Raw genomic sequence first — 13710 nt, 5'->3', positions numbered from 1 at the left:
CTAATTTATGAAATCTTTATCATACAAACAGAAGGCTGTCCTTATTTTTGGTGGAGGGACAGCCCTCTTGCTATTTCTTATTACTTTTCATTTATTGCAAAGTTCAAGGGAAATGCCTTTTCACATTGTATGGGAAGCAGTTTGGAATAAGGGAGACTCCCTGCAGCATAACATTGTCCAATCGATATACCTGCCACGAATTGTTATTGGAATCATAGCAGGTGCTGCTCTAGCTGCTGCAGGTGTTATATTCCAAACCTTAACAAAAAACCCGCTTGCCTCCCCTAGCACGTTAGGAGTACATTCTGGTGCTTACTTTTTTCTCGTTGCCGGAACCATTTTTGGGCCGTCCTGGCTCGGGGGCAACGGCTTTTTATTAGCATTAGCAGGTGGGACGTTTGCGGCAATGCTCGTTTTTCTGCTAGCTGGTGGTCATACTGCGACTCCGGTTCGAATGGCTCTGGCTGGTATGGTGCTTACGTTGATGTTTACTTCCTTCACTTCTACCTTGCAAATATTTTTTGAATATGAAACAGCAGGACTTTTTCTTTGGGGAAATGGCACGTTAGTACAGCAGGACTGGAATGGAGTCACTTTCTCCCTTCCATGGGTTGCATTCTTATTAATAGTTGTTCTCTGGATTGGAAAAAAAATGGACCTTTTACTTCTAGGCGAAGACCAGGCTAAAACTTTAGGGGAGAAAGTAAGAATTGTTCAAGTATTAATGTTTTTTTCTGCAGTTGGCCTCACAGCTCTTGTCGTCAGTGTAGTGGGCCCAATTGCTTTCATTGGACTTATTGCACCGCATTTAATAAAACTGGCAGGTTATCAGCTTCATGGTATGTTGATTCCTGCGTCTATGCTTTGGGGAGCTAATATTTTAATAGGAGCCGATGTACTTGGCCGTTATCTTGATCCATCTCTCACTGAACTTCCGGTGGGATCAATAACCGCCCTTATCGGTGCCCCGTGGCTGATTTGGCTGATCCTAAAGAACCGAAATCGCATTATCGGATCAGGAAACAAAGAATCATTATCACCTGGCAGCTTGTCGTTCAAACTGCCTTATTCCTGGGTCGTAATCGGTTCTTTTCTGCTCCTTAGTATTGCGTTTTTTTGCGGCCTTGCTGGCGGGGGAAATGGATTTGAATTCATCTCTACTTGGAATGCTCTTTTTACAGATGAATCATCCGGACAGAAGTTTATTATTTTTGACCTTAGATTAGGAAGAGTACTGGCCGCCATGTTTGCTGGCATACTACTTGCTTTAAGCGGATTGCTTTTCCAAGGAATTTTGCGCAATCCACTTGCTGATCCTTCTATTATCGGCGTTACTCATGGTGCCGGTGTTGGCGCACTTACTGTCATGTTTTTACTCTCAGGTTTTTCTGCGGCATGGATTCCAGCAGGAGCAATTGCTGGTTCTTTTATAACAGTCGGGATTGTATTATTTTTTTCTTGGAAAACTCAATTCCAGCCTGCTGTCCTTGCTCTTATGGGAATTGGCGTTTCGGCAGTCGGCGGTGCTGTTACACAAATTTTAATTACACGTTCCAATATGAATGCTGCCTCTGCTCTTACTTGGTTATCTGGAAGTACATATGCCTCAGGTTTTTCAGAATTACAGCAATTTCTTATTTGGCCGGTTTTCATACTGATTCCTTTAAGTGCTGTATTAATGCATAAATTAAATATACTTTCTCTTGGAGATCAAACGGCTATTGGACTCGGTGTGCAAACCATTACAGTGCGGTGGATTGCGGCACTTCTGGCAACGTTTTCTGCCTCTATGGCTGTTGCGGCCGTTGGTACAATAGGTTTTATCGGGCTTGTCGCTCCTCATTTAGCACGTTTACTAATCGGACATGATCATCGTAAAATACTGCCTGTCTCTTTGATGTTGGGGGCAGCGCTGCTTGTTATAGCTGACACTGCAGGGCGAATGGTGTTAGCGCCAAAAGAAATCCCCTCCGGTCTTGTAGCAGCTGTTATAGGCGCCCCATTTTTTCTATGGCTTATGAATAAAACATCAAAAAATTCATAAAAACCATTTAAGGAAATACTTTTAGAATAATTAGGCTTATCACTGCGAACACGATGTTCGCGATTCTTCCAAAAGTACCTTAAACCGTCTTGTGCTTCCGAGAGACTGGGAGCTAAAGCTAGACACAGATCAAATAAGATAGAGATAGTTATCCATTTCGTAAAAATATAATTTCCTAAAAAAACAAAAAAGCGGACTCAAAGGTATTTTCCCTTTCGTCCGCTCTTATTTTTTCTTTTGTTCATATAATTTCTGCCTTTGTTTTGGTTTCATTCGCGGGCACCGGTAACAATAGCAGTCAGAGGCTTTAAACGCCAGACAGCACGTCGGCTTTGTATACATTGGTTTATCATCAGCTGGGTTAGGAATAGGGATTACTTTAAATTGAAATGAAAAGTTGTTCTCCCTAAAAATTGATGGCGCCGCTTCTTTTGTAATAAAATGCCAATCATCCATTAAACGATTTTGTAAATTATGTGATTCAGTCACTTTAGCCAAATGAATGAAATAAGGCACAGTATGATATAGCTGCCCCCATAATTCACGGGTGCGCACACCGGCTGCAGACGCAAATGCATGCATTAAAGGCGAAGCATGATTACGATAAAAAGCGGAAAGCCTTTCTTGCCTGCTATGTTTGTCGGTAAAATGAGCCCCTTCTTCAAATGATGAATAAAATTCAAAAGCAGGCTCTTTCTTATCAGGACGCGCACATAAGTACACTTTCATCATCTCTAATGACGTATCTGCATCCCAGCCTTTTGCAACAGCCCAATGAAAAAAAGCAATATAACGACTATAGCGGTTCGCCCAAAATGTTGCCGTCATGTCACTACTTGGTGCATTAATAAACGTTCCGTAATTTTCCATAAAATCCGTTAAAGAATCTTTATGAAGCCACTCAGATGGTTTATAAACTATTTCATAAGAAACTGGCTCGTGCTGCCGTACAGCAAACGTCTCATATATTTTTGATTTAGATTCTCTCGTAAAGACCATTGCCATATCTAAACCCTCGCTATTTGAGTTTGAATTTCTGGATTAGGTACAGATTCTAAATGTCGGTCTACTAGATCATAAGTCATACAAATAGGTTTTCCGGTTCGAGGATCAGGTACTACATATGCATCGATCCCAAATACACGGCGAAGAACTGGTTTACTGATCACTTCAGATGGGGAACCAATATCCTGCACTTTTCCTGCTTTCATAGCAATCAAATGATCAGAAAAACGTGCAGCGTGATTTAAATCATGAATAACCATTACGATTGTCCGCTTTTCTTTTTCATTCAAATCTTGCAGAAGCTCTAATATTTCTAATTGATGCGCCATATCCAAATAAGTGGTGGGTTCATCTAAAAGCAGTACATCTGTTTCCTGAGCTAATGCCATCGATATCCATGCTCTTTGTCTTTGTCCGCCCGATAAAGCTTCAAGCGGGCGATCTTTATATTCACTCATCCCAGTATCATCCAACGCTTGCGCTACAGCTTCTTTATCTCTTATTGTTAAGCGGCCGGTCCCGCGGCGATGTGGGTAACGTCCAAATGCTGCAAGTTGAGAAACAGTCAACGTTTGCGGGATATCAGGGGTTTGGGCAAGAATAGCCATTTCTTTAGCTACTTCTTTTGTTTTCATTTCATGAATGCTTCTGCCATTTAAATAAATGGCACCTTGATCCGGTTTAAGAATCCTGGACATTGTTTTAAGTACAGTAGACTTTCCGCAGCCGTTAGGTCCAATGATCGATGTAATCATTCCTTCAGGTACTTCTAAGTTCATATTTTTTAAAATAGTATTTTCATTATATGAGACTGCAATGTGTTGTGCGGTAAGTTTCGACACGTCTCAAACCCCTTTCACTCTCTCCTGTGCTCATTAGAAAAACTCGGCTTACCGCCAAGTCCTTATGGAGGAAGACGTAGTTTTACTTATACTTTGATCCTTTAGCTAATTCAAACTTTCCTAAAGTACAAGTAATAAAACTGATAATCATTTTCATTTAAAATTATAAAGGGTTTGAGAATAAATATCAATATCACACAACAAGTTTTTTGAAAATTTCATCCCTGTCTATTTTTTTACAGTCTATAACGTTTGAGAAAGTAAAACAGTTATGATATTGTTCCCTTATTGAATAATCAAAAAGAGGTGTGATAATGAACCGCGACGAATTAGAAAGTAAATTACAAATGTTAAAAGCAGACTACATTCGAGTACAAGGCGATTTAGAAAAGCTAGAATCTGTTGGCGGCAACGCAGAACCGGCTGCCAAAGAGCTTGAAACGATTGAAAAAGAAATTCAAGCCATTAATCTGAAACTAGCAGTTTAAAAGTTAAAGATCAGTTATTTTGCAGTTTATTAAGTATGAATCATATACTTATAGTTTTAAGATTAGAAAAATACCATGTGCGTCGTTTGGCACATGGTATTTACTGTGAGAGGATAAAACCGAGCGAATATGTAGTTGAATTTTCATTAAGGTATATCACTACAAAAATGGCAGCAATCATTATTAAACATGCAACTAATAATCTTTGAAACAATATCATTCTCTCCTCATTTTTCGTATGTACCAACTTGGCTTGCCGCCAAATTCAAACCTAATTAGAATAACTCGACTTGCCGCCGAATCCTTAAGTCGTAGTTTTACTTATACTTTGATCCTTTAACAAAGTTAAACATTGCTAAAGTATAAAAAAACTCTCTTTTGTTATTCTCTATATCAACGCAGCTTCTGTCAATCATTTTTCTATTATTTGTCAAAGATATCAAGAATAGGGTGACTTAAAATGAATACAAGGCGAATAAACAAAACAAATCATATTAATTAGCATTCTATTTTTAGCAGGGGCGCGGGGTTACTCCTGGCCTCTGATGAAAATAGGTTTGTAATACATTGGTCCGTTTACTTTTTCTTTTCTGCGCTTTGCTATCGGAGGTTTATTTCTGCTCTTATTCCTAATTTATAGTTTATCAAAATGCAATATGGAAAGAATTACAATCTTTGAAATGGAAACATATAATAATACTTGGCCTGCTTCAAACGTTTGCTGTCTTTGGTTTAATAACATATGCTATGTTATTTGTGAATGCAGGCAAAACTTCTATCATTTTATATACTATGCCCATTTGGTCAAGCATTTTGGCTGCTCTCTTTTTAAACGAAACGATAACAAGAAAAAATATTATTGGCCTGCTGCTTGGTGTTACAGGATTTTCTCTTATAATAGGAGCTGACATTTTCCAGCAAGCAACGTGGCAGAATATATTGGGAATTATCCTCGTTCTGATTGCTTCTTTATGCTGGGCAGTCTCAAATGTTTACTTTCGATTAAAGCTTGCTGGCTCAAACCAATTATCCGTTACTGCCTTTCAAATACTGATTGGGTCTTTGGGGTTAGCGATACTAGCGTTTTTATTTGAGCGCGAACAGGTTATACAATGGAACAAAGAAAGTATTTTTTCGCTTCTTTTCACAGGAGTCATAGCTTCTGCGTTATGTTTCTCGATTTGGTACTACCTTCTTACTGTCATTAATACAGTAACCGCAGCAATCTCCACATTGCTTGTCCCAGTGTTTGGTGTAATGTTTGGACATTTACTGCTAAGTGAAGTACTCACCCTTTCTATGTTAATGGGTGCTTTTTTCATTTTTACCGGTATCTTCATCAGCCAAGCAGGTTTACAAAGATTTCGTTTTACACGAAAGATAAAAGAACAAGGGCTTTAAAGTACAAATGCACATATCAAGTTTGGTTGTGATACTTGTATATGTGCATTTATTTGCTATATTTCTGGTTCTAGAAATTTTTGGACTAAACTGTCGTTTCCGGCTGGGTTTTCCGGTTTTCTTATTACTTCAATTCCGAATAATCCATGTTCGTTGAAATCAAGCATACATTCTTGTTCTCTCATTTGATACACAGGAGTATCTTTATCAAATTTAATTTCTATATACTCTTTTCCATCTTCGATACTTGCGTTAAAAATCGGATAGTCTATTTTCCGAATTTTCGGAATAGCTACAGGAACCTGCTTTTTACCTTGTACTGTGCGAAACATTCGATAGCCAAGCCAGCGTCCTTTTTGGTCATACAGCAAATATCCATTAACATCCGGATACGTGCCGACCGGTAAAGATGCAGAGGATTTAGCTTGAAAATAAAAATAAATCAACTCGTCTTCCATGGTGATCAACATAGGCCTCCTCCTTTTTCTCTGAGAAGCATCACACGCTGTTAAAAGACCTATACCACAAACTCTGATTATAGACAAAATTTACTCTTTACTATTATAGTCAGAGAAATGGCGTTTATCACTAAATTCGTTTAAGTAACGTAATATTTTATTTATTAACGTTCGTTTTCACCATACTAAAACCGGTGAAACCGTATACTGCTACAATAACAGGCCCTAATAGACAGAAAAATGCATATGGCAGGTATTGCAATACATCAACTTCAAGAACGCTTGCCATAAAAACTCCGCTTACTCCATAAGGAATTAATGGATTTATGAGCGTTCCTGCATTCTCTAGTACTCTTGATAAATTTTTTCTTGCTAAGCCCATCTGCTTGTATTTCGGTTCAAATGCTTCCCCTGTTAAAATAACAGACATGTATTGTTCGCCGAGTGATATATTAATTCCTATTCCTGTTAAAGCAGTAGAAAGAACAAGTCTGCCAGTTGTTTTCACTAAAGATGAAATGGCTTCTAACACTTTTTTAATAATGCCAAGCGTCGAAAGCAGCCCCCCCATGCTCAGGGTAAGAATTAATAAGGACACCGGCCACATCATTTCTTGAATCCCGCCACGGCTTAGCATTTCGTCTAATTGTTCATTTCCCGACTCAGATGTAAATCCATCTTGCATAAATATCATATAATCCCCGACACCATATCCAGGCTGGATGAAAATAGCTACTGCTATTCCAGATATAATACCTGCAATCATGGAAGGAATGGCAGATGTTTTACGGACAGCTAAAAACACAATCACCGCTGCTGGTAACAACGTAAGCGGATGAATAGGATAGTACCCGTATAATTCGTTCATTAGTGCATCTATAGTTTGTATATCCGCCTCAGCTGAAGTGCTGCCTATGGCAAAATATACTACTAACGTGATGATGAATAACGGGACGGTCGTCCATAACATATGACGAATATGCTCAAACAGATCAACTTTTGAAACAGACGATGCCAGATTCGTTGTATCAGACAAAGGAGACATTTTATCTCCTACAAGAGCACCAGATACTACTGCTCCAGCAGTCATTGCAGGATTCATACCGAGAAGTCCTCCGAGTGCCATAAAAGACACTCCAATCGTGGATGCAGTAGTAAAGGAACTTCCAATGCAAACACCGATAATCGCTGTTGCGACAAAAACACTTGGCAGGAAAAAATCAGTCGAAATGATGAGAAAACTGTAATAAATCATGGTCGGAATAGTACCAGCACTGATCCATATGCTAATAAGAACTCCAATTAAAATAAATATGAGAATAGGGAGGATTCCTGAAGTTACCCCATCAACAATTCCTTTTTCTGTGATTTTCCAACTGACTTTTTTAAAAAATGAATAACAAACGAGTAATACAATCGATACAAAGATCGGAATGTGTGGAGGTGCTCCAAAACGAATTAAACTTACTCCAATAATAAGCAAAATACTTAATAATATAGTGAAAGCTTCTATTTTTCTAACACGAGGTTTTATAGGCTTGTCCTCCATAATGGCTCCTCCTAGATAAAATATGTATATTAATTTAACCGCTTACGTACTTACTTTTTAGTATTAAAGTAAAATAAACACCTTATTTAAAGTAATGATAATTTACCATTTTGTCAATATGAAAGAAAGCATTCTTATATTCACAATAAACACCATTAAACACAAACTGCCCATTTTTCATATAAACTCAATCAAAACCAATTTTTTCTAACATATATTTTTCCGAAAACATTTTCTTTACAAAAGATTTGTACGGCGTTAGGATAGTATGGTCTTTTGGAATAATGAATCATCTTAGAACGGCTGGAGGTTTTCAAGTTGGAACAACTAAATAGAAAAGATACTTTATTTATAGGATTAATGCTTTTTGCGTTATTTTTCGGAGCCGGAAATTTAATTTTTCCTCCTTTTCTCGGTCAAGAAGCCGGGACGAATTACTGGATCGCCATATTGGGATTTGTCATTACAGGTGTAGGCCTTCCTGTCCTTGGAGTTATAGCAATTGCCATTAACGGCAGCAGCATTGAGACGATTACCAAAAGAGTCAGTATTCGTTTTGCAATTATTTTCACTTTTATTTTGTACCTTGCAATAGGTCCATTTTTTGGTATTCCTCGAGCTATGAATGTGTCATTTGAAATGGGTGCTATGCCTTTTCTTTCTGATCATGTATATGATGCGGCTTTATTTATTTATTCGATTTTGTTTTTTATTGTGGTTTACTGGCTTAGTCTAAATCCATCAAAAATGGTTAAGCGGATCGGTAATATTATTACACCGATTTTGCTAGCTGCTATTATATTATTAGTAGCTGGAAGTGCGTTGAGTGGATTTGTTACAGGAGGACAAGCTCCAGGAGAAGGTTATTCCACTAATCCTTTAACAAGTGGAATATTAGAGGGTTACCTTACGATGGATGCAATAGCTGCATTAGCATTTGGTCTTGTGATTGTCTCTTCCATTAAAGAACATGGTATAAATAATAAACAATCGATTCTTAAAACAGCATCTATCGCGGGAATAATTGCCGGAATCGGACTGGTTGTTGTGTATACTGCTATTGGATGGTTAGGGGTGCAAAGTGCCCCGCAGCAAACCTTTGAGAATGGAAGCCAAATTCTTTCATATGCTGCGAACCAAACGTTTGGAATAACAGGTACACTAATACTTGGAATTATCGTTACACTTGCTTGTTTAACCACTTGCGTAGGACTTGTGACTGCCTGCGGTCAGTATTTTCACGGCGTTTTTCCAAAGGTGCGTTATCATATTTTAACATTAATCATTACTATTATTAGCCTTGCCGCTGCCAACTTGGGGCTAAATACTATCATATCTATTTCTATTCCTGTACTTGTAGCTATTTACCCGATAGCAATCGTTCTTATTCTACTGTCATTAATAGAATACAAAGCATCACTTAGCAAAGCCTATTTTAGAGGTGCTGTTATAGGAACTGCTCTTATCAGCGTTTATGATGGTCTGCGGGAATTAGGAATAGAATTATCCTTGTTAAATCATCTCTATAGCTTTTTGCCTTTATTTGAACTAGGATTAGGCTGGATATGGCCGGCAGCAGCGGGCATAATAATCAGCCGCTTTATAAGAAAAGCACGAGTAAACTGATCGAAATGTCTTTCTGCTGAATTAATAGCTGAAATTAAAAAACCATGTTAAGACTTCCCAATGACAACTTTTAAAACATTTACTGTAACCTATTAAAAATGCCCTGACAGATTTTCTCTGTAAGGGGCATTTTTCTATTTAAATAGTAATGTTAACCACCGTTCCCGATTTAGCTTCTTCCCATAAGTTAGTACCCTGATAAATAATTTTTCTTTTATTCGTACGTTTTTCTATGTTATTTATTTGCCGTTTAATATATTGAAACGAACAAAGCCCTAAATATTTCTCGTCAATGTGAAGCTCACAAACATTATTCTTTAGGTACACTAGTTTAATAGTATGTCCATGAAGAACACTGTAATAAATCCCTCCTTGCAGCCTTACCATATCTATCTACCTTCCTTATTCCTTATATTTGCCTTGAACGATTAAACGGTGAGTTGGATTTTTCATCGGCGTGCACGTAATAAGTGTCACAATCGCTTCCCCATCTGTATCTTGCGTTAAAACAGATGTGTCATTAGGAGAAACGACTGTTTTATTAAAAACGGAATACGTTTTTTCTCCTGTCTCATCTTCTATTACAATGTCATCTCCATCCTCTACTTCATCAAGCCTGTTAAACATTCGACCGTGTGTATGGCTTCGATGCGCCGCAATAGCACTATTTCCTTTTTTTCCTAATAAGGCAGTGCCTTCCAAATGTCCAGCCGCTGTACGTAAATTTTCTTCCGTTGCCCCTTCTACAACTGGAAGTTCTGCATCTATGGCAGGAATACGTAATACACCAATCGTTGATGGGCGTGAATGGTTTTTTTGATCCGAGGATTCATCCGACTCGTCTTCTACTGCTGGATTTTCCTCATCACGATCAAAAATATTATTTAACTCCATATACCTTTCCTTCACATCATTATTAACATCTATTTCTGAGGGTGCTATTTGTTCTTTATCCCAATCATCCATTAGCTGCTTCTGTTCTGAGTCAGTCGTGTATTCCTCAATTTCGGGATACAAAAACACAAAGACTCCTGCCAAAAATATTATAACTGCTGCTGTTTTCACTTTTACCACCGCCTTTGTCCGCAAATTACACTTTTCTCATTAAACGTAAAGAAGGTGATTGTAACGCGGTTTGGTATAAGCAGACTCCTATAGTCATTCCTAAAATTCCTATTAAATAAAATAGCATGTTCCCTGTTTCTCCAGTTTGCGGTAAAGGTCCCGGTTCTGGCCCATCATTCCCTCCGGGAACAATAGATCGATCATCTTCCGGGTCCTCTGTTTCAGGATCCTCCGGTCTTTCAAGATTATCATTTGGGTTTTCTGGATCATCAGGCAATCCAGGCTCATCTGGCTGATCGAGATTTTCTGGAGTTGAATCTTCTGGGTTTTCTGGATTTTCAGGACTACCCGGATTTTTTGGGTCCCCTGAATCTTCTGGATTATTTGGATTAGAGGGATGTTCTGGCTGCTCTGGTTCATATGGTTCTTTTGGATCTGGGTTTTCAGGTTCGTCTTCCGGGTCATCTTCTGGAAGATCTGGGTCAGGCTCGCTATTCGTTTGTTTAGCATCTACCCTTACAGAAAGATTAGCAGAAAGACCCTGATATTTGTTCCCGCTTTCTTCAGGGAAGTGTACATAAAACGTGACAGGTATGTTCTTGTTACTATTCAATGTTCCCATCGCAATTTTTTCTGCCTTAGCAAAACTTCCTTCATAACGTGTAACGTCGTTTGTTTTGATAACTACCTGTAAATTTCTAAAGAATTTTTTGGAGCCGCCTGTTCGTTCTACAGAGATAGAATATTTTATTGGATTTTCGCTCACATTTTTCACATCTATTCCGGTCTCATATGAACCGCCCGGAGCAAAATTGCTAATCTGCATAAAATTATCATCATCAATCTCGACTAATTTTTTAGCAGCATAAACGTAATTAATAGAAAGGAAATAAACAATTAACACGCATATGGATGCTTTATACATTTTATTTATGTTTGTTTTTTTCACATTCACTCCCTCTTTTCATTTGTATAAATTACTTTTTATCCTTGTTTACACATCTAAGTCTTGTGGTTTGTAGCGAACATATTTTTTTCTCAGCCCTAAAACTTTTAAAATTCGATGATAATTGCTGAATATCCAGGTAAATGAAATCAAGAAAACACCTATCATAATACTGTATATACTGGCAATACTTTCGATAACATACCCAAACAAAGGAATATGAAAAGCATATATGCCTCTGACTTCATGCGGAGAAACGATGTTAGCATCCAAAACAGTATTCGCATCTCCTTTAGTACGAAAGCCACTTGTATCCACATCTACTACACGATGCGTAACAAGCACACCTTTTTGTTCAAAGAGTATGACCGAACCTACTTTGATTTCTTCTGTTTCTTTCAGGAATAATAAATCTCCTGCAGAAAAAGTCGGTTCCATGCTTCCTGAAAGTACCTTTACTGTCTGATATCCGAATAGTTTTGGAATTTCGTCCGGGTTTTGACTGTTATATATGAATAGGTAAGCTGCATATAAAAAGGTGCAAAGGCTGAGGATCACCAGCAGCTTTTTTATCAGCTTCATTGGTCATCCTCATCTTCGCCATTATTATCTTCGTCGTCTTCCCTCTTTGACTCGGAGCTTTTCACCTCATTATCCGCGGTATCTTTTTTCTCTTGTAAGTTGCTTTCATTGTTTTCTTTCTTACCTTTTTCATTATCTCTATCTGTATCTGTTTCTGTATCTTTATCTTTCTTTTCATCTATTACTTCTTTTTTATTTTTGTTATCTTCCTTAGAGGCTTTATCTTTATTATTGTCTTCTTCACTATTGTTCTTTTGTTTTTTCTCTTTATCTTTTTCCTTTTTATTTTTCTCTTCTTTGTTAATTTCTTTTTCTTCGTCAGTATCCGTTTCTTCTTCCTTTATTTCATCATTTGTTTCATCTTCTTTTTCTTCTTCATTTAATTTTTCACTTTTACTTTCCTCTTCCACATCTTCTTTCTTTTCTTTTGGCGGCGGATTATGAACTTTGACACGGAATTGATCTTGAAACTTTTCATCAAAAGCCGTTACATCAAAAGACACCCATTGAATGTTACAGTGCACCCCTTCTCGATGATCTGTAAAAAAGGTAGTTGATACAGAATCATGGGCACCTATAGAAAGATTTTTAATTTCTTCTACATAGTTGTTTTTAGGATGAGATTTTTGACCGGCTTCAATATGAACATCATTAACATCTACATGTGTTTTATTGGTCAGATTTAAGGTAACTGCGCAGCCATCTACTTCTTTATCAATATTAATACCGTCTTTTGGGATAAACGCTTTTACCGTTCCAGGAGAGCTTTTTGTATCAGCCATAAAATAAGAGAACGCTCCGAATCCATTGATAACAAATGCAATCATGAATATTCCTGTTATAAAAAGGGATAACCAGCCTTTCAACACCCAGCACCTCCAATCTTTAAGTGAATCTGTGCTGTGATATGGAACAAAGCAGCTGAAGGCCAGCTACTTTGTCTTTTAAACTTATATTGATTTATTATTAGTTTCCAGAACCATCAGTTTCAGTACCATCTTCGAATTCAGCACCATCAACACTTTGTCCGCCTTCTACAGTAAGCGTACCAGTAAGAGAAGATCCTTGATATTCATTTTCTGCATCTTTATTTAGGTACACATCAAAACTCACATCAAAAGAATCTCCAGATCCTAACGGATACTTGAATCCAGCATCGGATGGAAACCAGTCAGGATCTACAAATCCTCTGTTATTAATGACTTGATCTGCAGAAATTGTTTCCGACCAATTCATGTCATTTCTTTCAAAATTCATTGTAATCATATATTCATCGCTTAATGTACTATTAGCATCATTTCCATCAGCGTCTTTAATGTCAACGTCAAGTTGTAAACGAGGTACCATTTCAAGGGACCCTGTATTTTCTACTTTGATAGTTTCTCCTTCAGTGATCAGATCCGGAGTTACATTAGGATCGATTGGTTGAATGTTATCATCTTCGAAAACAGTGTATCCGGAGAGATCATTTAACGTGAGAGTACCTGCTTCAATTTCCCCATCAGTAGACTGAGTATCGGTAAACCAAGAATATGTTCCAAATCCTGCCCCTACTGCCATAACCCCAGCCATTGTTGTTGCGATCAACGCTTTTTTTGTCTTTTTCATTATAATTCCTCCTCATTGTTTTAAATAAAAGTTTATAGTTCATGATGATGATGACATTTTAAAGACTAAGCTTTAAACATTGATGTATAAATCCAG

At 37.7% G+C, this 13710-nt stretch carries 14 protein-coding genes; 4 read left to right on the top strand and 10 right to left on the bottom strand.

The features are described from left to right. Positions 1–7: 7 nt before the first annotated feature. Positions 8–2044 (top strand): iron ABC transporter permease, encoded by a 2037-nt coding sequence (locus tag CEF16_RS00180; RefSeq protein ID WP_091586072.1) that lies wholly within the window; start codon positions 8–10, stop codon positions 2042–2044. A 225-nt stretch (positions 2045–2269) separates the two neighbouring features. Here the strand turns inward: CEF16_RS00180 and CEF16_RS00175 are convergent, their stop codons facing one another. Together CEF16_RS00175 and CEF16_RS00170 are read right to left on the bottom strand one after the other, a co-directional pair. Continuing rightward, positions 2270–3049 (bottom strand): hypothetical protein, encoded by a 780-nt coding sequence (locus tag CEF16_RS00175; protein WP_091586070.1) that lies wholly within the window; start codon positions 3047–3049, stop codon positions 2270–2272. Between the two features lie 2 nt (positions 3050–3051). Then, a complete protein-coding gene (locus CEF16_RS00170; RefSeq protein ID WP_091586068.1) occupies positions 3052–3891 on the bottom strand; it encodes an ABC transporter ATP-binding protein in 840 nt (279 codons plus the stop codon). A gap of 314 nt (positions 3892–4205) precedes the next feature. On the opposite strand from CEF16_RS00170, the gene CEF16_RS23480 reads away from it, so the two are divergent. Both CEF16_RS23480 and CEF16_RS00165 read left to right on the top strand, forming a co-directional pair. Next, positions 4206–4379, top strand: coding sequence for an SE1832 family protein (locus CEF16_RS23480; RefSeq protein WP_170031430.1), 174 nt, complete (start codon positions 4206–4208; stop codon positions 4377–4379). 675 nt (positions 4380–5054) lie between these two features. Continuing rightward, positions 5055–5780, top strand: a complete 726-nt coding sequence (locus tag CEF16_RS00165; protein ID WP_091586066.1) for a DMT family transporter — start codon at positions 5055–5057, stop codon at positions 5778–5780. 56 nt (positions 5781–5836) lie between these two features. Here the strand turns inward: CEF16_RS00165 and CEF16_RS00160 are convergent, their stop codons facing one another. Further along, positions 5837–6250, bottom strand: coding sequence for a hypothetical protein (locus CEF16_RS00160; RefSeq protein WP_091586064.1), 414 nt, complete (start codon positions 6248–6250; stop codon positions 5837–5839). Between the two features lie 145 nt (positions 6251–6395). Next, complete coding sequence (gene nhaC, locus CEF16_RS00155) at positions 6396–7787, bottom strand: Na+/H+ antiporter NhaC (RefSeq protein ID WP_091586062.1); 1392 nt, start codon at positions 7785–7787, stop codon at positions 6396–6398. Positions 7788–8105: 318 nt separating this feature from the next. Here nhaC and brnQ point away from each other — a divergent pair, with 318 nt between their 5' ends. Continuing rightward, complete coding sequence (gene brnQ / locus CEF16_RS00150; protein ID WP_091586060.1) at positions 8106–9413, top strand: branched-chain amino acid transport system II carrier protein; 1308 nt, start codon at positions 8106–8108, stop codon at positions 9411–9413. A 138-nt stretch (positions 9414–9551) separates the two neighbouring features. Here the strand turns inward: brnQ and CEF16_RS00145 are convergent, their stop codons facing one another. From CEF16_RS00145 to CEF16_RS00115, 6 genes are all read right to left on the bottom strand, one after another. Further along, positions 9552–9800: a hypothetical protein gene (locus tag CEF16_RS00145; RefSeq protein WP_091586058.1), complete on the bottom strand. Its 249-nt coding sequence runs from the start codon at positions 9798–9800 to the stop codon at positions 9552–9554. A gap of 15 nt (positions 9801–9815) precedes the next feature. Then, positions 9816–10478 (bottom strand): class D sortase, encoded by a 663-nt coding sequence (locus CEF16_RS00140; protein WP_091586056.1) that lies wholly within the window; start codon positions 10476–10478, stop codon positions 9816–9818. 25 nt (positions 10479–10503) lie between these two features. After that, a complete protein-coding gene (locus CEF16_RS23115; RefSeq protein WP_091586054.1) occupies positions 10504–11427 on the bottom strand; it encodes an LPXTG cell wall anchor domain-containing protein in 924 nt (307 codons plus the stop codon). Positions 11428–11472: 45 nt separating this feature from the next. Next, a complete protein-coding gene (locus CEF16_RS00125; protein WP_091586052.1) occupies positions 11473–12006 on the bottom strand; it encodes a signal peptidase I in 534 nt (177 codons plus the stop codon). After that, entirely contained in the window at positions 12003–12872 is an 870-nt protein-coding gene (locus CEF16_RS00120; RefSeq protein WP_139185969.1) for a hypothetical protein, read from the bottom strand. Before CEF16_RS00120 ends, CEF16_RS00125 begins: the two co-directional genes overlap by 4 nt. Before the next feature lie 100 nt (positions 12873–12972). After that, positions 12973–13614, bottom strand: coding sequence for a TasA family protein (locus CEF16_RS00115; RefSeq protein WP_091586048.1), 642 nt, complete (start codon positions 13612–13614; stop codon positions 12973–12975). Positions 13615–13710 lie beyond the last annotated feature (96 nt).

The sequence above is a fragment of the Alteribacillus bidgolensis genome, assembly GCF_002886255.1.
GTDB classification, from domain to species: Bacteria; Bacillota; Bacilli; order Bacillales; family Marinococcaceae; genus Alteribacillus; species Alteribacillus bidgolensis.
Note: the sequence above shows the minus strand (reverse complement) of the source record. Positions and strands in the feature narration are given on the sequence as shown.

Excerpts from the sequence above, each read along its gene's own strand:
- CEF16_RS00180 (WP_091586072.1), top strand. The coding sequence starts at position 8 with ATGAAATCTTTATCATACAAACAGAAGGCTGTCCTTATTTTTGGTGGA.
- CEF16_RS00175 (WP_091586070.1), bottom strand. The coding sequence starts at position 3,049 with ATGGCAATGGTCTTTACGAGAGAATCTAAATCAAAAATATATGAGACG.
- CEF16_RS23480 (WP_170031430.1), top strand. The coding sequence starts at position 4,206 with ATGAACCGCGACGAATTAGAAAGTAAATTACAAATGTTAAAAGCAGAC.
- CEF16_RS00160 (WP_091586064.1), bottom strand. The coding sequence starts at position 6,250 with ATGTTGATCACCATGGAAGACGAGTTGATTTATTTTTATTTTCAAGCT.
- nhaC (WP_091586062.1), bottom strand. The coding sequence starts at position 7,787 with ATGGAGGACAAGCCTATAAAACCTCGTGTTAGAAAAATAGAAGCTTTC.
- CEF16_RS00145 (WP_091586058.1), bottom strand. The coding sequence starts at position 9,800 with ATGGTAAGGCTGCAAGGAGGGATTTATTACAGTGTTCTTCATGGACAT.
- CEF16_RS00125 (WP_091586052.1), bottom strand. The coding sequence starts at position 12,006 with ATGAAGCTGATAAAAAAGCTGCTGGTGATCCTCAGCCTTTGCACCTTT.
- CEF16_RS00115 (WP_091586048.1), bottom strand. The coding sequence starts at position 13,614 with ATGAAAAAGACAAAAAAAGCGTTGATCGCAACAACAATGGCTGGGGTT.